The sequence below is a fragment of the Rhizobium sp. BE258 genome (assembly GCF_031457345.1).
In the GTDB taxonomy this organism is placed as follows: domain Bacteria; phylum Pseudomonadota; class Alphaproteobacteria; order Rhizobiales; family Rhizobiaceae; genus Rhizobium.
Genome location: NZ_JAVDWL010000006.1, coordinates 233,418 through 253,056, shown reverse-complemented (window position 1 = coordinate 253,056; position 19,639 = coordinate 233,418). Strand labels below are relative to the sequence as shown.

General features: G+C 61.5%; 19 protein-coding genes. 13 read left to right on the top strand and 6 right to left on the bottom strand.

Going from position 1 to position 19,639, the window contains the following annotated elements:
• Positions 1-251 precede the first annotated feature (251 nt).
• Both J2X43_RS21745 and J2X43_RS21740 read left to right on the top strand, forming a co-directional pair.
• Entirely contained in the window at positions 252-1,358 is a 1,107-nt protein-coding gene (locus tag J2X43_RS21745) for an aminodeoxychorismate synthase component I (protein ID WP_310297588.1), read from the top strand.
• Complete coding sequence (locus J2X43_RS21740) at positions 1,355-1,981, top strand: aminotransferase class IV family protein (RefSeq protein WP_310297160.1); 627 nt, start codon at positions 1,355-1,357, stop codon at positions 1,979-1,981. Before J2X43_RS21745 ends, J2X43_RS21740 begins: the two co-directional genes overlap by 4 nt.
• On the opposite strand, the gene J2X43_RS21735 is transcribed toward J2X43_RS21740, so the two are convergent.
• Positions 1,978-2,883, bottom strand: a complete 906-nt coding sequence (locus tag J2X43_RS21735; RefSeq protein ID WP_310297157.1) for a sensor domain-containing diguanylate cyclase — start codon at positions 2,881-2,883, stop codon at positions 1,978-1,980. The two genes, J2X43_RS21740 and J2X43_RS21735, sit on opposite strands and share 4 nt — an antisense overlap.
• A gap of 130 nt (positions 2,884-3,013) precedes the next feature.
• Between J2X43_RS21735 and J2X43_RS21730 the strand changes: the two genes are divergently transcribed.
• The gene (locus tag J2X43_RS21730) at positions 3,014-3,298 is read left to right on the top strand and encodes a YciI family protein (protein ID WP_310297155.1); all 285 of its coding nucleotides are present in this window, start codon (positions 3,014-3,016) and stop codon (positions 3,296-3,298) included.
• Here the strand turns inward: J2X43_RS21730 and J2X43_RS21725 are convergent, their stop codons facing one another.
• On the bottom strand, positions 3,299-3,598 hold the full coding sequence (locus tag J2X43_RS21725) for a type II toxin-antitoxin system RelE/ParE family toxin (protein WP_310297153.1): 300 nt from the start codon (positions 3,596-3,598) through the stop codon (positions 3,299-3,301). It abuts the gene before it with no gap.
• Positions 3,595-3,879, bottom strand: a complete 285-nt coding sequence (locus J2X43_RS21720) for a CopG family ribbon-helix-helix protein (RefSeq protein WP_310297150.1) — start codon at positions 3,877-3,879, stop codon at positions 3,595-3,597. Before J2X43_RS21720 ends, J2X43_RS21725 begins: the two co-directional genes overlap by 4 nt.
• A 54-nt stretch (positions 3,880-3,933) precedes the next feature.
• Between J2X43_RS21720 and J2X43_RS21715 the strand changes: the two genes are divergently transcribed.
• The 7 genes from J2X43_RS21715 (at position 3,934) to J2X43_RS21685 (ending at position 11,789) form a co-directional block, all read left to right on the top strand.
• Positions 3,934-4,839 (top strand): DUF3445 domain-containing protein, encoded by a 906-nt coding sequence (locus tag J2X43_RS21715; RefSeq protein WP_310297147.1) that lies wholly within the window; start codon positions 3,934-3,936, stop codon positions 4,837-4,839.
• A gap of 136 nt (positions 4,840-4,975) precedes the next feature.
• Positions 4,976-6,430 carry a homospermidine synthase gene (locus J2X43_RS21710; protein ID WP_310297144.1) on the top strand — a complete coding sequence of 485 codons (1,455 nt, stop codon included), beginning with the start codon at positions 4,976-4,978 and terminating at the stop codon, positions 6,428-6,430.
• Between the two features lie 168 nt (positions 6,431-6,598).
• Positions 6,599-6,967, top strand: coding sequence for an outer membrane lipoprotein Omp10 (gene omp10 / locus J2X43_RS21705; protein WP_112385525.1), 369 nt, complete (start codon positions 6,599-6,601; stop codon positions 6,965-6,967).
• Positions 6,968-7,178: 211 nt separating this feature from the next.
• The gene (locus tag J2X43_RS21700; RefSeq protein WP_310297141.1) at positions 7,179-9,056 is read left to right on the top strand and encodes a 5'-nucleotidase C-terminal domain-containing protein; all 1,878 of its coding nucleotides are present in this window, start codon (positions 7,179-7,181) and stop codon (positions 9,054-9,056) included.
• Positions 9,057-9,182: 126 nt separating this feature from the next.
• Positions 9,183-10,217: a ferrochelatase gene (gene hemH / locus J2X43_RS21695; RefSeq protein ID WP_310297138.1), complete on the top strand. Its 1,035-nt coding sequence runs from the start codon at positions 9,183-9,185 to the stop codon at positions 10,215-10,217.
• Positions 10,218-10,319: 102 nt separating this feature from the next.
• Positions 10,320-11,330, top strand: a complete 1,011-nt coding sequence (locus J2X43_RS21690; protein WP_310297135.1) for an SPFH domain-containing protein — start codon at positions 10,320-10,322, stop codon at positions 11,328-11,330.
• Between the two features lie 3 nt (positions 11,331-11,333).
• Positions 11,334-11,789 (top strand): NfeD family protein, encoded by a 456-nt coding sequence (locus J2X43_RS21685; protein WP_112385529.1) that lies wholly within the window; start codon positions 11,334-11,336, stop codon positions 11,787-11,789.
• Here the strand turns inward: J2X43_RS21685 and J2X43_RS21680 are convergent, their stop codons facing one another.
• Positions 11,790-12,785 (bottom strand): SIS domain-containing protein, encoded by a 996-nt coding sequence (locus tag J2X43_RS21680; RefSeq protein WP_112385530.1) that lies wholly within the window; start codon positions 12,783-12,785, stop codon positions 11,790-11,792.
• A 145-nt stretch (positions 12,786-12,930) separates the two neighbouring features.
• On the opposite strand from J2X43_RS21680, the gene J2X43_RS21675 reads away from it, so the two are divergent.
• Positions 12,931-14,514 (top strand): outer membrane beta-barrel protein, encoded by a 1,584-nt coding sequence (locus J2X43_RS21675; RefSeq protein WP_310297130.1) that lies wholly within the window; start codon positions 12,931-12,933, stop codon positions 14,512-14,514.
• A gap of 3 nt (positions 14,515-14,517) precedes the next feature.
• Here J2X43_RS21675 and galU read toward each other — a convergent pair whose 3' ends face one another.
• Entirely contained in the window at positions 14,518-15,405 is an 888-nt protein-coding gene (gene galU, locus J2X43_RS21670) for a UTP--glucose-1-phosphate uridylyltransferase GalU (RefSeq protein ID WP_112385532.1), read from the bottom strand.
• A gap of 200 nt (positions 15,406-15,605) precedes the next feature.
• On the opposite strand from galU, the gene J2X43_RS21665 reads away from it, so the two are divergent.
• Both J2X43_RS21665 and J2X43_RS21660 read left to right on the top strand, forming a co-directional pair.
• Entirely contained in the window at positions 15,606-16,829 is a 1,224-nt protein-coding gene (locus J2X43_RS21665; RefSeq protein ID WP_310297125.1) for a lytic murein transglycosylase, read from the top strand.
• A gap of 87 nt (positions 16,830-16,916) precedes the next feature.
• Entirely contained in the window at positions 16,917-18,113 is a 1,197-nt protein-coding gene (locus tag J2X43_RS21660; protein ID WP_405049629.1) for a DUF459 domain-containing protein, read from the top strand.
• A gap of 45 nt (positions 18,114-18,158) precedes the next feature.
• On the opposite strand, the gene J2X43_RS21655 is transcribed toward J2X43_RS21660, so the two are convergent.
• Positions 18,159-19,613 carry a glutamate synthase subunit beta gene (locus J2X43_RS21655; protein WP_112385534.1) on the bottom strand — a complete coding sequence of 485 codons (1,455 nt, stop codon included), beginning with the start codon at positions 19,611-19,613 and terminating at the stop codon, positions 18,159-18,161.
• Positions 19,614-19,639 lie beyond the last annotated feature (26 nt).

The following is a 19,639-nucleotide window of genomic DNA, read 5'->3' as shown; positions in this document are numbered from 1 at the left end:
GGTTACGCCGTCCTTGCTGCCGTCCAAGAGAGAACGAATGACGCCAACCCACCCACTGCCGCATTCCTGTGCTCGTCACAGGAATCCAGCCACGGCGCGTCTGCGCCGTGAAGTGGCTCTTCCGCGCCCAAGGACTTGGGCGCACTGGATTCCTGTGACATCCCGTGGGCGCAGCCCTAAGGCCACAGGAATGAGGGAGGCGTAAATTGAGCCCATTCATCCTCTTCCGCGACGACACAACCGATCAGACGATGCTCTTCGCCGAGCCGTCCGAAACCATCATCGCGAACGACCGAGCCGAATTCTTCGCCGCCCTGCAGCGAATGCAGGACGCCAAGGCCGCAGGCAAATGGCTGGCGGGCTACATCTCCTATGAGGCCGGCTACCTCTTCGAAGACAAGCTCGCCCCCAAACTCCCCACCGATCGCCAATCCCCTCTCCTCTGCTTCGGCGTCTTCGACGGGCCGGCACCGGATGGCCACACCCTGTCGCAGCCAGTCCGCCGCCGCGACAACGAGGAATTCCTGACAGCCCCGAAAGCCGGCTGGAATTTCGAGACCTACAAGACCCGCTTCGACCGCCTCCATTGGCACCTGCGCCAGGGCGATTGCTACCAGGCAAATCTCACCATGCCGATCGAGGCGCGCTGGAGCGGCGATCCGCTCGCCGCCTTCTGGTCGCTGATCGAGCGCCAGCCGGTCAAATACGGCGCCTATGCCGATCTCGGCGGCCCGATCGTGCTATCTCGCTCGCCGGAACTCTTCTTCCGCACCGACGAAAGCGGCTGGATCGAGACGCATCCGATGAAGGGCACCGCCCGGCGCGGGGCCGATGCGGCAGAGGATGAAGCGATCAAGGCCGCCATGCTGGCCGATGTGAAGACCCAGGCCGAAAACCGGATGATCGTCGATCTCCTGCGCAACGATATCTCGCGCATCACTGAAGTCGGCACGCTCGACGTGCCAAAACTCTTCGACATCGAGAGCTACCCCACGGTGCACCAGATGGTGAGCCATGTGCAGGCGAAGCTGCTTCCCGATCTGACGATACGCGATATCTTCGCCGCTCTCTTCCCCTGCGGCTCGATCACCGGCGCCCCCAAACTCAGCGCCATGCAGATCCTCGACGATCTCGAGGACCAGCCGCGCGATGTCTATTGCGGAGCGATCGGCATGATTGCCCCCTCGGGCGCCATGCGCTTCTCCGTCGCCATCCGCACCATCAGCCTCTTCGAGGATGGCCGCGCCGTCTTCAATGTCGGCGGCGGGATCGTCTTCGATTCCACCGCCGAGGCCGAGTATGAGGAGTGCCTGTTGAAGGCGCGCTTTGCGATCGGCGATCAGGAGATTGCCCGATGAGCGATTTCTCGCTGATCGAGACGATGCGCTGGGATTCGGAAGTGGGCTTCACCCGGCTGAGGCTGCATCTCGCCCGCCTCGAACGCTCTGCCCGCCGTACCGGCTTTCCCGTTCCTCGGGCTGCGGCCGAAGCTCTGCAAGAGGCGGTTCGGGATGCGGCGGCCCCGCTCCGTGTCCGGCTGACCTTCGACGCCAATGGCCGGATCGAGGTGACCAGCGCCCCCTTCGTGCCGTTGGCGCCTGACACCATCTGGAAAGTGAAACTCGCCGCCCAACGCCTTGATAGCAGCAACAAGCTGCTGCGCATCAAGACCACGCGCCGCGAGGTCTATGAGACGGCGCGAGCGGAATATGCAGCTGCTGATGCCGACGAAGTGCTGATGCTCAATGAGAAGGATGAGGTCTGCGAGGGTACCATTACCTCGGTCTTCCTCGATGACGGCTCCGGCATTCTGCGCACGCCGCCGATCTCCTGCGGCTTGCTGGCCGGCGTGTTGCGCACCGAGCTGATCTGCCAGCGCAAGGCCCGCGTTGACCGCATCGGTCTTGCCGATATCGCCGCCGGCAAGCTCTACATGGGCAACTCGCTGCGCGGATTGATCCCCGCCATACTCCTGCCTTAGGCGACGATCTTAAGCCGGTCGCGGCCGCTCTGCTTGGCAACATAGAGTGCCTCGTCCGCCCGCGCATAGATCTGCTGCACCGTATCGCCGATCCTGAGCTCGGCAAGCCCAGCCGAGCAGGTATAGGAAAATGCGGGGGAAGCCAGCAGCGGCCGCGCAACGCGGACACGGTCGAGCACCCGGTCGACGATCTTCTCCCCCTGCTCCAGCGTCGTATCCGGCAGAACCAGCATGAACTCCTCGCCGCCGATCCGCCCGAAGCTGTCGCGGCGACGGACCATCGGCTGGACGCGGCGGGCGAAATCGATCAGCACCAGATCCCCCACCTGATGGCCGAAGCTGTCGTTGATCCGCTTGAAGAAATCGAGATCGATGATGCACATGCAGCCGCTGATCGACAATGCCGAACCCTGCCGCAGGATCATGTTCTCAAGCGCTGACATCATGAAGCGCCGGTTGGAAATGCCCGTCAGCTCGTCTGTCTGCGATGCTTTCAGTGCGAAGTCGCGATCCTGCCGGAGATCGCGCTGGCTGGTCTTCATATGCGTGATGTCGCTGGCGATGCAGAGCATCCAGCCGTCGCGCTGAACCGTCTCCGTCATCCAGAACCATCGGCCATCGACGACATCGGTCTCGAAGGCGCGGAACGGCAGCTTGCCGCGGCGCGACTGCGCCGAAATCAGCCAAGCCTCGAAATCGGCTGTACGGATGATCGTACCGCGTCCGGCCTTGGTGTTGCGGCGCATGAGTTCGGCCCATGTGGGCGTTTCGTCCGGCTCGATGGCGAAGATGGAGCGAAAGGCGGCGTTCGCATATTGCAAACGGTCATCCTGATCGTAGAGCCCGATCAGCACGGCACTTTCTTCCTGCAACTCCGCAAGCCGCTCCGATATCTGGGTCATCCGATGGTCCCGGGCGTGCTGTGGCGATGTGTGGCACATTGCGGCGAAAGTCTAAAAAGAAGATGGATGGACCAGTCCCATTTCGGTTATCAACAGCCTCATAACGGCACACAGCTTTCAGGATCGGAACATGTTCATTCTCTCCCTCACCTACGTGAAGCCCAACGAGGAGGCCGACAAACACATGGAGACGCACATGGCCTGGGTGAAGGAAGGCTATGCAAAAGGCTGGTTCCTCGCCTCCGGCCGCAAGGTCCCGCGCACCGGCGGCGTGATTTTCGCCACTGGCGACCGGTCCGAGATCGAAGCCTACGTCGCGGCCGATCCTTTCACGCTGCACGGCGTTGCGGAATATCAGGTGACGGAAGTGGCATTGACAACGGTCAATGAGGGATTGGAAGCTTTGAAGAGATAGCTAGTCGCCCGGCTTCAGATCGGTACGCGGGGCGTGCCGTCTACCATCAAAAACTTCGATGATCTCGATGTCTTGGTCGGAAATCCGATAGATGATCGAATAGACCGACCCGGCAACAAGCAACCGCCGGACATCGTTCCTATGGGTGGCCAAGCCGAGTTCAGGCTGTTCACGCAACAAGTTTGCCGACCGCAGAATCTTGTCCGCTACAGCCTTGGCAGCACCCGGATGGTGCTCAGCAATGAAGTGACGGATGGCCAGCAAATCGGCGCGTGCAAGCGCTGCCCATAGAAGCTTCATCGCCGGGCTTTGATAACGTCAATTTTGGGCGGCGATTTCTCTTCAGCACTCCCCCATGATTCCAGCCATTCCGACATGGCGTCATGAGAAATAAACTGACCGTCATCTGCAGACCGAAGGGCTTCGTCGATCGCCGAAGCCTGCTCGTCTTGCCGCTGGAGGTAGTCGGCAAGTGCTTCGCGCGCGAGCGTGGACGCATCGCGTTTCGTCATGCGCGAAAGCTGATCGAGCTGACGCTTCATCGGGTCGGGCATATCAAAGGAGACAGTATTGCTTGCCAAGAAGCTTTCCTTTCACTCTTGCATCAAGCCTAGCAAACCGGCAGTTTCCTGACAATGAAACTTCCCGCTTACACACCCTATGATGGATCATCCAAGCCGTTCACCATCGGCCTGATGCCGCTCGATATCGGCAGGTGGATCGAGCCGGATGCCGATCTGGCGCGCTATCTCGGCGAGAAGCGCAGCCTCATCGGTGCCCATCGCGAGGACGTGTTTGTCGCCGAAGACGCTACGCTGCCGGCACAGCAGGAATGTCTGGCGCTGCTTGCGGACTATCTCTGCTCTGCCCATCCCGATCTGTATGCCCGCCACGGCAGCGTCATCGAAACGGCGGGCACCAGAATTGATCTCGCTGACAGCACATTGCCGCCGCTGATGAGAGCCGGCCTGCTCGTTGCCGATGACCTCGTCATCATGCGCCGAAAGGATGATGGCTGGCATTTGGTCGCAGGCCACGTCTCCTTCCCGTCTTCCTGGTCGCTGCAGGAAAAGTTCGGCCGTCCGATGCAGGCGATCCATGCGGATGTGCCCGGTTTCAGCGAAGGCACGCGCAACGCCACACTGATCACCCGCATCTTCGACAATCTGCAGGTCACCCGGCCGGTCGAGCGGATGAATTGGTCGGTCAACGCGACAGGCGATCTCTTCCTGCCGCTCTCCAAGCACCGCCGCCCGCCTTCTGCCGACGATTTCACGCTCGCAGAACGCTTCGCCCGCGTCGAGCGGCAGACGCTGCGCAAGCTTCCCTTTTCCGGCGATATCGTCTTCACCATCCGCGTCTATGTCGATCCGATTGTCGCGATCGAGCATCACCCGCGGGCCGCGGAACTCGCCTCAAGCTTCGCGTCACAACTCGACGCGCTGGACGAACATCAGGCCGCCTACAAGGGATTGACGCTGCAGAAAGCTGACCTCGTGCAGAAGCTGCACAGCCTTGCACAGCAGCTGGCCCCCGCCTGATATTTGCTTTCCCGGACCAAACGCTCTTTATTGTGACGCCATTTTATGGTTAGAGCCGGTCACTTCGCTTATTTTCAGCGCATTTTGAAGAATTCTTGAGGCTGATCGCCTTCGTCGCCTTCCACAGGAGAAAAGAATGACGGAACAGAACCACCCGGTATATGCCGAAATTACCGGCCCGATCGTCATGATCGGCTTTGGCTCCATCGGCCGCGGCACGCTGCCGCTGATCGAGCGCCACTTCAAGTTCGACAAGAACCGGTTGGTTGTCATCGACCCGCGCGAAGAGCCGGGCGACATGGAAATCCTCAAGAAGCACGGCGTCCGTCACATCAAGGAATATGTGACGAAGGACAACTACAAGGACCTCCTGAAGCCGCTGCTTACCGAAGGCGAAGGCCAGGGCTTCTGCGTCAACCTCTCGGTTGATACCGGCTCGCTCGACCTGATGAAGCTCTGCCGCAAGCTCGACGTTCTCTACATCGACACCGTCGTCGAGCCGTGGCTCGGCTTCTATTTCGACAAGAGCATGAAGAACGCCGACCGCACCAACTATGCGCTGCGCGAAACCGTGCGCAAGGAAAAGGAAAAGAACCCGGGCGGCGCAACAGCCGTTTCCACCTGCGGTGCAAACCCGGGCATGGTTTCCTGGTTCGTCAAGCAGGCGCTGGTCAACCTCGCCAACGACACCGGCCTGAAGTTCGAAGAGCCGGATCAGCATGACCGCGAAGGCTGGGCCAAGCTGATGAAGAAACTCGGCGTCAAGGGCGTTCACATTGCCGAGCGCGACACGCAGCTCACCAAGACCCCGAAGCCGCTCAACGTCTTCTGGAATACCTGGTCGGTCGAAGGCTTCATCTCCGAAGGCCTGCAGCCGGCAGAACTCGGCTGGGGCACCCACGAAAACTGGATGCCGAAGAACGCCAAGAAGCACAAGAAGGGCAACAAGGCAGCGATCTACCTGGAACAGCCGGGCGCCAACACCCGCGTTCGTACCTGGTGCCCGACGCCTGGCCCGCAATACGGCTTCCTCGTCACCCACAACGAGTCCATCTCGATCGCCGACTATTTCACGGTGCGCGACAAGGACGGCGAAGTGACCTTCCGCCCGACCTGCCACTACGCCTATCATCCGGCCAACGATGCCGTTCTCTCTCTACATGAGATGTTCGGCAATGGCGGCACCGCGCAGCCTGTGCACCACGTTCTCGACGAAGACGAACTGGTCGAAGGCATCGACGAGCTCGGCGTACTGCTCTACGGCCACGAGAAGAACGCCTACTGGTTCGGCTCGCGCCTGTCGCTCGAAGAGACCCGCCGCATCGCGCCTTACCAGAACGCCACCGGCCTCCAGGTCACCTCGGCCGTTCTCGCCGGCATGGTCTATGCGCTCGAGAACCCGAAGGCCGGCATCGTCGAAGCCGACGAGATCGACTACAAGCGCTGCCTCGAAGTGCAGCTGCCTTACCTCGGCCCGGTCGAAGGACACTACACCGACTGGACCCCGCTCGATGGGCGCCCGGGCCTCTTCCCCGAGGACATCGACACCAAGGATCCATGGCAGTTCAAGAACATCCTGGTTCGCACGTAATCGCGAACCGGCAGAGACAAAATGCCCGCCGAAAGGCGGGCATTTTTGTAACGCCTGCTGTGTAATTTCGCTTGCAGCTTGTAGAAGGCTTGCCTTGGCGGCCGCCCCGCGCCATGTTTTTTCCAGAACTTGCGGATATCGTCCGCCGCCAATCGCCGGAGAAGCTTTATGAAGTTGAGAAATATTGCCGCGCTCGCGGCTGCAGCAGCAGCGCTCGCAGCTTGTGTTTCCTCTGATCCCCGTCCCATGCCGGTTTCCACCCGTGCCGCGCCAACGGGCGTTGAAGGCGCATGGCGCGATCCGAACGGCATCGTCTCGACCTTCCAGGCTGGCACCTTCACCACCCGCACGACCGACAGCAACCAGCTGCTGGCATCCGGCACCTATGTGAACACCGGGCCGTCTCTGGTGGAAATCAACATGACCTCGCTGGTGCGCAAGACCCAGTCCAAGGTCAACTGCGCACTGGTCAATCAGGGCCAGCTGAACTGCACCTCGGATGCCGGCGCGCAATTCACGCTGACGCGCAGCCTGTAACCACACTTCACCGATTGCCGAAAATGAAAAGCTCCCCTTCGCGGGAGCTTTTTTGTTTACCGCCACTTGGAAAGCGCGGGCATTGGCCCAGCTTTTCGCTTGCGGTTGCGCAGGTGAGATGAAAACATCCGGCGCGCCGGGTAACACGGCTAAGAGGGATCGGCGGAACAGCCAGGGGTAAGCGCTGCCGCCGGAAAATCAGGAGAACAGGATGACGAAATCCTTTAGTTTCGGTCTGCTGACTGCGTCGATGCTGGCGCTCAGCACGGGCGCGGCCTTCGCCGACTATCAGCTCAATATTCTTCACATCAACGATTTCCATTCCCGCATTGAATCGATCAACAAGTTCGATTCCACCTGCTCTGCCGAGGAAGAAGGCAAGAAGGAATGCTTTGGCGGCGCCGCCCGCCTGAAGACCGCGATCGACCAGCGCCGTCAGGCCCTCTCCGGCCAAAATGTGCTGCTGCTCAATGCCGGCGACAATTTCCAGGGCTCGCTGTTCTACACGACCTACAAGGGTGCGGCTGAAGCCGAAGTGCTGAACGCCATGAAGTTCGACGTCATGACCGTCGGCAACCATGAATTCGATGACAGCGAAGACGGCCTCGCCACCTTCCTCGACAAGGTGCAGTTCCCGGTCATTTCGGCCAACGTGCTTGCCGGTGACGGCTCGAAGCTCGGCGACCGCATCAAGCCATCGCTGGTTCTCGATGTCGGCGGCCAGAAGATCGGCATCGTCGGCGCGGTGACCAACGACACCGAAGAACTCTCCTCGCCCGGCCCGAAGGTGCTGATCGCCGACGACGTCGCCTCGATCACCGCAGCCGTTCAGGACCTGAAGGCGCAGGGCATCAACAAGATCATCGCGCTGACCCATGTCGGCTATCCGCGCGATCTCGCCTTCATCGCCAAGATCCCCGACGTCGACGTCGTTGTCGGCGGCCACTCGCACAGCCTGCTGTCGAACACCGATCCGAAGGCCGAAGGCCCCTATCCGACGCTGGTCGACAACCCGGGCGGCTACAAGGTTCCGGTCGTTCAGGCAGCATCCTACAGCAAATATCTCGGCGATCTCGTCGTCGATTTCGATGACAACGGCGTCGTCAAGAGCGCCAAGGGCGATCCGATCCTGATCGATTCGACGTTCACGCCGGATCCGGCGCTCACCGCCCGTATCGCCGAGCTGGCCAAGCCGATCGAAGACCTGCGCAAGAAGGTCATCGGCGCGTCGGAAGGTCCGATCGAGGGTGATCGCACCATTTGCCGTGTCCAGGAATGCTCGATGGGCAATCTGGTCGCCGATGCCATGCTCGACCGCACCAAGAGCCAGGGCGTCCAGATCGCCATCCAGAACGGCGGCGGTCTGCGCGCCTCGATCGATGGCGGCGAAGTCACCCAGGGCGAGGTCATCACCGTTCTGCCGTTCCAGAATACGCTGGCGACCTTCCAGCTGACCGGTGCCGACGTCGTCAAGGCGCTCGAAAACGGTGTCAGCCAGATCGATCAGGGTGCCGGCCGCTTCGCGCAGGTTGCCGGTCTGAAATACAGCTTCGACGTCTCCAAGCCGGTCGGCAGCCGCGTCAGCGATGTGCAGGTCAAGGACGGCGATAATTTCGTCGCCATCGATCCGGCCATGACCTACGGCGTTGCCACAAACAACTTCATGCGCGCCGGCGGCGATGGCTATTCGATCTTCGAAACAGCAGGCAAGAATGCCTACGATTTCGGCCCCGATCTCGCCGATGTCACTGTCGGATACCTGACGGCGCACAACCCGTACAAGCCCTATACCGACGGACGCGTGACGGCGATCGCAGCCGCTGGTGCCGCCGCACCGGCAGCCCCTGCTGCGGCCCCAGCGGCAGCAGCACCGGCCGCCGCTCCCGCTGCGGCACCGGCACCGGCTGCGGCTGCTCCGGCAGCGGCAACGCCCGCCAGCCACGTCATAGCTGCTGGCGACACGCTCTGGGATCTCGCCAAGCAGTTCTACGGCAATGGCGAGCTCTGGAAGAAGATCTCCGAAGCCAATGGCAGCCCGAACCCGCGCCGGCTTGTTGTTGGCGAGGAGCTGAAGCTTCCCGCGAAGTAAGACGATTTGTCCCGATCTCGAAAGCCGGTCCGGGGTTCCCCGGGCCGGCTTTTCTACTTATAGGGTTGAACCGATCGCATCCGGCTGCGTATGAGCCGGCGAAGACATGAGAGCGTTGGGGCCAGAATGACCGTTGAACTTTCGAACCGCCCGGCGGAACACCCGCCTGTGACCTTCGGCAAGGTGGGCGTGCTGCTCGTCAATCTCGGAACGCCCGACGGCACCGACTACAGCTCGATGCGCCGCTACCTCCGCGAATTTCTGACAGACAAGCGTGTCATCGAATGGTCGCCTTGGAAATGGTACCCGATCCTGTTCGGCATCGTGCTCAACACCCGCCCCGGCAAGGTCGGCAAGGCCTATGAGCTGATCTGGAACAAGGACAAGGACGAGAGCTACCTGCGCACCTATACGCGCAGCCAGTCGGACCTGATGGCCGAGCGCCTGAAGGACATTCCCAACGTCGTCGTCGATTGGGCGATGCGCTACGGGAACCCGTCGATCGCCTCGAAGATCGACAGCCTGAAGGCCGCCGGATGCGACCGCATCGTGCTTTTCCCGCTCTATCCGCAATACGCCGCAGCAACGACTGCCACCGTCAACGACAAGGCGTTCCAGAAACTCCTAACAATGCGCTGGCAGCCCGCCCTGCGCACGATCCCGGATTATCACGATGACGAGACCTATATCGAGGCACTCGCCAATTCGGTGACCAAGCATCTGGCGACGCTGGATTGGGAGCCGGAGATGATCCTCGCGTCCTTCCACGGCATCCCGATGTCCTACTTCAAGCAGGGCGACCCCTATTACTGCCAGTGCCAGAAGACCGGCCGGCTGCTGCGCGAGCGCCTCGGACTGTCGAAAGACAAGTTCATGGTCACCTTCCAGTCTCGTTTCGGGCCCGAGGAATGGCTGCAGCCCTATACCGACAAGACAATCGAGAAGCTGGCGCAGGACGGCGTCAAGAAGATTGCGGTTCTCAATCCCGGCTTCGTCTCCGACTGTCTGGAGACACTGGAAGAAATTGCCGAACAGGCAGCCCACTCCTTCCATGAGAATGGCGGCGAGAAATTCGCGCATATCCCCTGTCTAAACGACAGCGAAGACGGCATGCGCGTGCTCGAAAAGGTGGTACGGCGTGAGCTTCTCGGCTGGGTCTGACCCAACCAGCGGCTTTTTGTTGCGGATCATTGCAAATAACGGGATAAGTCTCCACGTTTGATGTGTGCCGGATTGTCCGGCAACAACCGGTGGAGGAATTTCATGGTCCTGGGCGGCTTCGACATCGTCGTCATCGCACTCGTCATCTTCGTCATTCTGGTGCTCTTTGCCGGCATCAAGACGGTACCGCAGGGCTATCGCTATACGATTGAGCGCTTCGGCCGCTACACGCGCACGCTGGAGCCCGGCCTCAACCTGATCACCCCCTTCATCGAGCGCGTCGGCGCCAAGCTGAATGTCATGGAGCAGGTTCTGAACGTCCCGACCCAGGAAGTGATCACCAAGGACAACGCCTCGGTCTCCGCCGATGCCGTGTCCTTCTATCAGGTGCTGAACGCCGCGCAGGCTGCTTACCAGGTCTCGAACCTCGAAAACGCCATCCTCAACCTGACGATGACCAACATCCGCTCGGTGATGGGCTCGATGGATCTCGACGAGCTGCTTTCCAACCGCGACGCGATCAACGACCGCCTGCTACGCGTCGTCGATGAGGCCGTGCACCCCTGGGGCATCAAGGTCACCCGCGTCGAGATCAAGGACATCCAGCCGCCTCGTGACCTCGTCGATGCCATGGCCCGGCAGATGAAGGCCGAGCGCGAGAAGCGCGCCCAGGTTCTTGAAGCCGAGGGTTCGCGAAACGCCCAGATCCTGCGCGCCGAAGGCGCCAAGCAGTCGGCGATCCTGCAGGCCGAGGGACAGCGTGAAGCCGCCTTCCGCAACGCCGAGGCGCGCGAACGCCTGGCCGAAGCCGAAGCCAAGGCAACCAAGATGGTGTCCGAAGCGATCGCCGCCGGCGACGTCCAGGCGATCAACTACTTCGTGGCGCAGAAATACACCGAAGCCCTGACGTCGATCGGCTCGGCCCCCAATTCCAAGGTGGTGCTGATGCCCATCGAGGCGTCCTCCATTCTCGGCTCGCTGAGCGGCATCGGCGCTATCGCCAAGGAAGTCTTCGGCGACGGCAGCACCCCGCCCGCCCCACAGCCTCCCCGCCAGGTCACCCAGCGCAGCACGCCACCCGTAAACCCGTTCAACCAGAACCCGGAGCGCTGACGCATGCTGGCACGCATCGTTGCAGAGCTTGGCCCGTGGAGCTGGTGGGTGATCGGTCTGATCCTGCTGGCCGCCGAAATGATCGTGCCCGGCTTCTTCCTCGTCTGGATCGGGCTTGCGGCGCTCGCCGTCGGCGTCCTTTCGCTTCTCCTATGGGACGCAGGCTTCTGGGTCTGGGAAGTGCAACTGATCCTTTTCGCGGCCTTTGCCGTGGCGACAACTTTCGTTGGCCGTAAGCTGACGCTGCGCCACGACGCAACGGACGAGCCCTTCCTCAATCAGCGCGGCGCGAGCCTCGTCGGCCGCACGGCAACGCTGGCCGAGCCGATCCGCGAGGGACGCGGCCGGATTCGTCTCGACGATACGATATGGCAAGTCATGGGGCCCGACCTTCCGGTCGGCACCCGCGTCAAGGTCGTCGCGAGCAACGGCCGCGACCTCACGGTCGAGGCCGCCTGATCAGGCGACGCCGATCCGCAGCAGATCGTGGAAATGGATGAGCCCGACCGGCCGGTTGTCGTCATCGACGACGATCAGCGCGCCGATATGGTGCTTGTTGAGCAGTGCGAGAGCTGCCGTGGCCAGCACTGACGGCTTCACCACCTTCGGCGTCCGCGTCATGATGTCGTCGACAACAAGTTCCGCGAGGTTGCGCGTAAGATTGCGCGCCATGTCCCCTTCGGTCACGATGCCGCAAAGCCGGCCGTCCTGATCGAGAACGCCGACACAGCCAAAATGCTTGCGCGACAGCACCTGAATCGCGTCCGGCACCGGCGTCCCCTGCGGCACCAGCGGCACGCGCTCGCCGGTGTGCATGATGTCGCCAACATGCGCCAGGCTGGCGCCGAGTTTCCCGCCCGGGTGAAACACATGGAAATCGCGCGCCGTGAACCCGCGCGCCTCAAGCAGCGCTACCGCCACTGCATCGCCGACTGCCAGCTGCATCAGTGTAGAGGTCGTCGGCGCGAGACCGTTCGGGCAGGCTTCCTCCTCGTTCGGAACGAGAAGCACAACATCCGAGGCCTTGGCGAGTGACGATTCCGCACCGCAGGTGATCGAGATCAGCGGGATCGAAAACCGGCGCGTATAGGAGATGATGCTACGAAGCTCGGCACTCTCGCCGCCCTTGGAGATCGCCAGAACCAGATCGTCCCTGGCAATCATCCCGAGATCGCCGTGATTGGCTTCGGCGGCGTGTACGAAGAAGGCAGGCGTTCCTGTCGAGGCGAATGTCGCGGCAAGCTTGGCGCCGATATGGCCGCTCTTGCCGACGCCCGTCACGATCACCCGGCCACTGATGCCGCCGATCGTTTCGACCGCTTGGGAGAATGGGCCGGAAAGCCCGTTGTCGAGTGCGCGCTCGAGCGCCTCGAGACCGCGCCGCTCCGTCGTGATGGTCCGCTTCGCGGATTCCAGCACACTGTTCTCGGCCAGATTGACAGCTTTCCTCATCATGAGCCTGCGTTAGCGCTTTTCACTGTGGCTGTCTATTGCTGTCTCGGTCGAAACGACGGCGCGAAGGCACCAGTCTAAACGAATGATTAACTATGACGTTTTACTTTCAGGTAACGAGTTGAAGCATGCCACACGCGGATTCTGAATGGGCAAGGAACGTGATACGAGCAGTTTGACGCCGCTCCGTGCGACGCGCTTTGCCGTGTCTGCCGTTCTCCTGGCCGCCGCAGCACTGCCGCAGTCCGCGTTCGCCCAATCGGCGCAGAGCTACGGCAGCGGCACATCTACCTACCCATCCTCCTCCCAATATTCTTCCGGCGGCAACACCGGCGACCAGCAGACACAGGCGGCAGACCTGGATGGCGATGGTGTCCCGGATCCGGGCCAGCCCGGCGTGCCCTCCCCCGATGGCACCGCAACCGGCACCCAGACCGGCGCCGCCCAGCAGAACGGCACGTCATCCACGACGGCATCAGGCGATCAGCAGCCGAGCGACGAGACGACAGGCTCGATCCTCGACGAGGACATGCGCCGCCTCAACACCCGCGAACCGGCTATCGACGAACGCCGTCTGCCGCGCAAGGCCGACGATGCGTTGACCGAGAAGGATACCGACGGCATCCGCGTCGGCACCTTCATCCTGCGCCCGTCGATTACGCAGTCGATCAATACCGAGACGACCAAGGAAAACGGCACCAAGGAAAGCCGCGGCTTCCTGCAGACCGATGGCAACGCGACACTCACCTCCGACTGGGCGCTGCACCAGCTGACCGTCACCAGCCAGGGCAGCTGGCAGCAGAATATCAGCGGCGAAGGCGAAGAGCAGCCCTCCTTCCAGATCGACGGCGATCTGCGCCTCGATCTGCCGGAGGATACGGTCGCGCATCTGAAGGGCGGCTACCGCTTCTACCGCGAGGACACCGACGATCCGAACGCCATCTCCGATGCCAGCAAGCAGTCGAATGTTCAGGAATTCAGCACCGGCGCCTCAATCGAGCGCGACTTCGGCGTGCTGCGCGGCACCACCGAACTCGATGTCGTCAGGACCATCTATTCCGACGTGACGCTCGCCAACGGCACGGACGTTTCCCTCAGCGACCGCGACCAGACCGCCGGCACCTTCCGCGCCCGCATCGGCTACGAGCTCTCCCCGGCACTCATCCCCTTCATTGAGGGCACTGTAGGCAAGACCGCCTACGACGAGACCCGCGACAGCTCAGGCTACGCCCGCTCCGGCAACAGCTACGGCGCCAAGGCCGGCGTGCAGGTCGATCTCGGCGAGAAGCTCAGAGGCGAAGTCAGCGCCGGATACGAAACCGCAAGTTTCGACGACGACCGCCTGGCCTCGATCGATACGGCGACTGTCGACGCCAATATCCTCTGGTCGCCGCTGCGCGGTACCAATGTCAATTTCGACCTGCAGACCAGCATCCAGCCTTCCACGACGCCGGGGCTGAGCGGCTATGTCTCACACGCCTTGACGACGACGATCACGCATCAGCTGCGCGACAACCTGCAGGCAACGGTTCTGGGTGGAGTGACGTTGCGCGACTATCCGTCGGGCGCAACCAGCGACGAGACCGTCTATACGACGAGTGCCGGTCTCATCTGGAACATCAACCGCTATCTCGATCTGACGAGCACTATCGGCTACGAGCTGACGACGCGGGATGAAGGCACCGACTCGCAGCAATGGCGAGCCGGTGTCGGTTTGCGGCTGAAACGCTAGGTCTCAAAGACCCTTCAGCAGAGCCTTGAAGCCGTCTTCGACGGTCGGGCGGATATCCGCGCGGTCGAGCGCGAAGGCGACGTTGGCAAGGATGAAACCATCCTTGGCGCCGCAGTCATAGGTCGTTCCCTTGAAGTGATATCCCGCGAAATCCTGCGACGTCAGAAGCTTCAGCATGCCGTCGGTCAGCTGGATTTCGTTGCCCGCGCCGCGCTCCTGGGTCTCCAGGATCTTGAAGACCTCCGGCTGCAGGATGTAGCGGCCGTTGATGAAGAAGTTCGACGGTGCTGTGCCCTTGGCGGGCTTTTCGACCATGCCGGTGATGCGGAAGCCTTCACCGATCGCCTCGCCGACACCGACGATGCCGTATTTGTGCGTCTGATCCGGCTCGCATTCTTCGACGGCGATGATGTTGCCGCCGCTCTGGGCATAGAGATCGATCATCCCCTTCATGCAGCCCTTGCCCTCGGCCTTCATGATCATATCGGGGAGCAGCAGCGCGAAAGGCTCGTCGCCGACGATCTCGCGGGCGCACCAGACGGCGTGGCCGAGGCCGAGCGGCTCCTGCTGGCGGGTGAAGCTGACGGTACCAGCCTTCGGCAGCTGGCCGGCGAGCAGCGTCATCTCGGCTTTCTTGCTGCGCTCGCGCAGCGTCTGCTCCAGCTCGAAATGGATGTCGAAATAGTCTTCGATGATGTGCTTGTTGCGGCCGGTGACGAACACGAAATGCTCGATACCCGCTTCCAGCGCCTCGTCGACCACATACTGAATGATCGGTTTATCGACGACGGTCAGCATTTCCTTCGGAACGGCTTTGGTTGCCGGAAGGAACCGCGTTCCAAGACCTGCGACCGGGAATACCGCCTTACGAACCTTTTTCTGCTGCGTCACGTAGAACCTCCTGGGGGGCTTATCGCTTTGAACTCAAGCTATTTGGGGTGAATTAAGCTAAATTCGCTACTGTTTTACAAATGATGACGGGAAGACGTTGTCATGGTAAAGAATTTGTTGACTTCGTTCCGGTAGTCTCGGGTCCGGACGGAATGCCCCTCCGCCGCACTTGTAACAGAGATGACGGATACGGACTGCCGATGACCAAAAATCACAAATACTCCCTTCGTGGTCTTGCTTTCGCCCTCGTTGTGACCGCTTCCGCCGGATTGGCTCCGCATAACGCAGCCGCCGACCAGCGGTTCCAAAAGTGGATCGCGGACTTTTATCAAACTGCCGCGCAAAATGGCATCAGCAAGGCAACGTACCGCAAAGCCTTCGCGGGTGTGAGCGAACCTGACCCTACAGTCCTTGAAAAGGCGGCTTTTCAGCCGGAATTCACCACCAAGATTTGGGACTATGTGGATTCCCGGGTTAACCCCTACACAGTCGAGATCGGCCGCAAAATGGCCGCAAAGCACGCCTCGACCCTGAACGCCATCGAGCGCCATTTCGGCGTCGACAAGACGATCATTCTCGCCATCTGGTCGATGGAATCGAATTACGGCGCCGTGCTCGCCAAGGACGACCGCCTGCATTACGTGCCGCGCGCACTGGCAACGCTTGCCTATGCCGACGAGCGCCGGGCGAAATTTGCCCAGAAGCAGCTCATCGCAGCACTCAAGATTCTGCAAAATGGCGATATCTCCGCCGACGGCATGACCGGTTCCTGGGCCGGCGCCATGGGCCATACGCAATTCATCCCGACCAGCTATCTGCTCTACGCCGTCGATGCCGATGGCAATGGCCATCGCGACATCTGGAATTCGGTTCCGGACGCATTGGCGACTTCGGCCAACCTCTTGGCCAAAAATGGCTGGGACACAGGCAAGACCTGGGGCTACGAAGTCCAGGTTCCCGCAAGTGCTGCCAAGCAGGCAGGCAAGACCCACACGTTGGCGCAATGGGCAGCGATGGGCCTGACCCGTCCGAATGGCAAAAGCTTCAAGGATGCTTCGACCAAGGCGCAGCTGAAAATGCCGGGCGGCCCGGGTGGCCCCGGCTTCCTGATGACCTCGAACTTCTTCACCATCAAGAAATACAACGCTTCCGACAGCTATGCTCTCGCCGTCGGTCTGCTTGCCGATGAGATCGCCGGCTATGGCGGCATTAAGCAGCGCTGGCCGCGGCCAGATGGTACGCTTGATGTGAAGGAAAAGTTCGAGCTCCAGACCCGTCTGAAGACGCTCGGCTATTATGACGGTGAAGTCGATGGCAATTTCGGCTCCGGATCGAAAGCCGCCATTTCGGCAGTCCAACAGCGTCTCGGCATGCAGACGGATGGCGAGCCTTCGCTTCCTCTTCTGAACGCGCTGCGGCGCTAACAGGAAGAATCCGCGGCACAAATCGCGTTGTGAGTGGACGATTGCGCCCACTCCATGCGAAAATGGCGCGAGATGCGGGGCATGACCATGCGGAAGTCTGATCACAAGCGGAAACTCGGCGGACGAACGCTGCTGACGGCTGCGTTGGTGCTGTCGTTCGGTGTGACTGCGCCTGTCCATTTTGCCGGCGCCCAGGAGCGTTATCAGCGCCGCTCGATCCTCGATTTCTTTCTCGGCCGCCGCGCCGTCGAAGAGGAATATCCGCCTGCGCCCGATGTTCAGCGGCCCCGCCCGCAGAAGAAGCGCACTGCGCCGCCCAAGGCAGCGGCTGCGCCGAAGGCTGTGGCACCCGTGCCCGATGAGGACGTCGTTCAGAAGCAGGAAAATGCCCAGAAGATCCTGATCGTCGGCGACTTTCTGGCAAGCGGCCTCGGCGACGGCATGACTGAAGCCTTCAAGACCTCTCCCGGCGTCGTCATCGATGCTCGCGGCAATGTTTCGTCAGGCCTTGTCCGCGACGACTACTACGATTGGCCCGAACAGCTGCTGAAGATGATGGACGAGGTGAAACCCGCCATCGTCGTCGTGATGATCGGCGCCAACGACCGCCAGCAGATGGCGATCAACGGCACCAAGGAAAAATTCCGGACAGACGCATGGTATGCCGAATACCAGAAGCGTGTGCTGAATTTCGGCAAGGAAGTGACAAGCCGTAAGATCCCGCTACTTTGGGTCGGTCTCCCGGCCTTCGATTCGGATTCGATGACGGCGGATGCCGTGCAGATGAACCAGCTGTTCCGCAAGCAGATCGAAAGTGCCGGCGGCGAGTTCGTCGATATCTGGGACGGCTTCGTCAACGAGGGTGGCGAGTTCATCGTCACCGGTTCGGATATCAACGGCCAGCAGGTCCGCCTGCGCACCTCTGACGGCATCAACCTGACGCAGGCCGGACGCCGCAAGGTTGCCTTCTATGTCGAGAAACCGGCCCGCCGCATTCTCGGCACCCAGGCAAGCCCGGACCTGGTGCGCCTCGATACCAGCAACCTGCCAAGCCTCGGCCTGCCCGAACCGAACGCGCCGCACACGCAGCCGATCAGCCTCTCCGATCCCAATCTCGACGGCGGATCCGAACTGCTCGGCGCCAAGGCACCGCCGATATCGCTGACGAAATCGCCACGCGACATTCTGGTGCAGGACGGCATGGTCGAACAGGCACCCGCCGGCCGGGTCGATGACTACAGGCTTCCCGCCGCCAAAGAACCGAAGCAGGTTTCCGCAAAATAAAAAGGGCCGCAAAAGCGGCCCTTGTCTTTCAGATCAGGCTTCCGATCAACGCGGCAGAACCGTCGAGCCCATCAGCGCTTCGTCGATCGCGCGCGCGGCCTGACGGCCTTCGCGGATTGCCCAGACGACCAGCGACTGTCCACGGCGCACGTCGCCGGCGGTCCAGAACTTGTCGACCGAGGTCTTGTAGTCCTTGTCGTTGGCAACGACGTTGGTCGAGCCGCGGCGGTCGGTGTTCAGCGTCAGCTTGCCGTCGAGTTCCTTGAGCACGCTGTCGGTGAACGGGCCGCGGAAGCCGATAGCGATGAAGGCGAGATCAGCCTTGATCACGAACTCCGTACCGGGAACCGGCTTGCGGCGCTCGTCGACTTCGCAGCACTTCACACCGGTCAGCACCCCGTCTTCGCCGACGAATTCGAGCGTTGCGACCTGGAATTCGCGGACAGCGCCTTCGGCCTGCGACGACGAGGTGCGCATCTTCGTGGCCCAGAATGGCCAGACGGCGAGCTTGTCTTCCTTTTCCGGCGGCTGCGGGCGGATGTCGAGCTGGGTCACCTTGACGGCGCCCTGGCGGAACGCTGTGCCGACGCAGTCCGACGCAGTATCGCCACCACCGACGACGACCACATGCTTTGCACCGGCAAGGATCGGATCCGCCTGCCAGCCGACGCTGTCGATATTCTCGCGGCCGACGCGCTTGTTCTGCTGCACGAGATAAGGCATCGCGTCATGAACGCCTGCGAAATCCGTGCCCGGAATACCGGCCTCGCGTGGGGTCTCCGAACCGCCGCAATAGAGCACCGCGTCATGATCTGCCAGGAGCTGCTCGACTGTCACGTCGACGCCGACATTGACGCCGCAATGGAAGGTGACACCCTCGCCCTTCATCTGCTCGACGCGGCGGTCAATGAAGTTCTTCTCCATCTTGAAGTCAGGGATGCCATAGCGCAGCAGGCCGCCAGCCTTGCTCTCGCGCTCATAGAGATGAACCTCGTGACCAGCGCGGCCGAGCTGCTGGGCAGCCGCCATGCCGGCCGGACCCGAACCGATGATCGCAACCTTCTTGCCGGTGTGAACCGTTGCCGGCTGCGGACGGATGAAACCGAGCTCGTAAGCCTTGTCGGCGATCGCCTGTTCGACCGTCTTGATCGCCACAGGCGTATCTTCGAGGTTCAGCGTGCACGCTTCCTCGCAAGGCGCGGGGCAGACGCGGCCAGTGAATTCGGGGAAGTTGTTGGTGGAATGCAGGTTCTGGATCGCTGCTTCCCAGTTGTTGTTGTAGACGAGATCGTTCCAGTCCGGGATCTGGTTATGTACAGGGCAGCCGGTCGGGCCATGACAATAGGGGATGCCACAGTCCATGCAGCGGGCTGCCTGCTTCTGCACTTCCGGGTCAGACATCGGGATGGTGAATTCGCGGAAATGCCGGATACGATCCGACGCCGGCTGATACTTCGCAACCTGCCGGTCGATTTCCAGAAAGCCTGTAACCTTACCCATATTTTCGTCCCTCATCATCTCAAAGC

Bases quoted from the DNA above. Each gene is read 5' to 3' on its own strand.
- J2X43_RS21745 (WP_310297588.1), top strand. From the start codon at position 252: ATGCTCTTCGCCGAGCCGTCCGAAACCATCATCGCGAACGACCGAGCC.
- J2X43_RS21740 (WP_310297160.1), top strand. From the start codon at position 1,355: ATGAGCGATTTCTCGCTGATCGAGACGATGCGCTGGGATTCGGAAGTG.
- J2X43_RS21735 (WP_310297157.1), bottom strand. From the start codon at position 2,883: ATGACCCAGATATCGGAGCGGCTTGCGGAGTTGCAGGAAGAAAGTGCC.
- J2X43_RS21730 (WP_310297155.1), top strand. From the start codon at position 3,014: ATGTTCATTCTCTCCCTCACCTACGTGAAGCCCAACGAGGAGGCCGAC.
- J2X43_RS21725 (WP_310297153.1), bottom strand. From the start codon at position 3,598: ATGAAGCTTCTATGGGCAGCGCTTGCACGCGCCGATTTGCTGGCCATC.
- J2X43_RS21715 (WP_310297147.1), top strand. From the start codon at position 3,934: ATGAAACTTCCCGCTTACACACCCTATGATGGATCATCCAAGCCGTTC.
- J2X43_RS21710 (WP_310297144.1), top strand. From the start codon at position 4,976: ATGACGGAACAGAACCACCCGGTATATGCCGAAATTACCGGCCCGATC.
- omp10 (WP_112385525.1), top strand. From the start codon at position 6,599: ATGAAGTTGAGAAATATTGCCGCGCTCGCGGCTGCAGCAGCAGCGCTC.
- J2X43_RS21700 (WP_310297141.1), top strand. From the start codon at position 7,179: ATGACGAAATCCTTTAGTTTCGGTCTGCTGACTGCGTCGATGCTGGCG.
- hemH (WP_310297138.1), top strand. From the start codon at position 9,183: ATGACCGTTGAACTTTCGAACCGCCCGGCGGAACACCCGCCTGTGACC.
- J2X43_RS21690 (WP_310297135.1), top strand. From the start codon at position 10,320: ATGGTCCTGGGCGGCTTCGACATCGTCGTCATCGCACTCGTCATCTTC.
- J2X43_RS21685 (WP_112385529.1), top strand. From the start codon at position 11,334: ATGCTGGCACGCATCGTTGCAGAGCTTGGCCCGTGGAGCTGGTGGGTG.
- J2X43_RS21680 (WP_112385530.1), bottom strand. From the start codon at position 12,785: ATGATGAGGAAAGCTGTCAATCTGGCCGAGAACAGTGTGCTGGAATCC.
- J2X43_RS21675 (WP_310297130.1), top strand. From the start codon at position 12,931: ATGGGCAAGGAACGTGATACGAGCAGTTTGACGCCGCTCCGTGCGACG.
- J2X43_RS21665 (WP_310297125.1), top strand. From the start codon at position 15,606: ATGACCAAAAATCACAAATACTCCCTTCGTGGTCTTGCTTTCGCCCTC.
- J2X43_RS21660 (WP_405049629.1), top strand. From the start codon at position 16,917: ATGCGGAAGTCTGATCACAAGCGGAAACTCGGCGGACGAACGCTGCTG.
- J2X43_RS21655 (WP_112385534.1), bottom strand. From the start codon at position 19,613: ATGGGTAAGGTTACAGGCTTTCTGGAAATCGACCGGCAGGTTGCGAAG.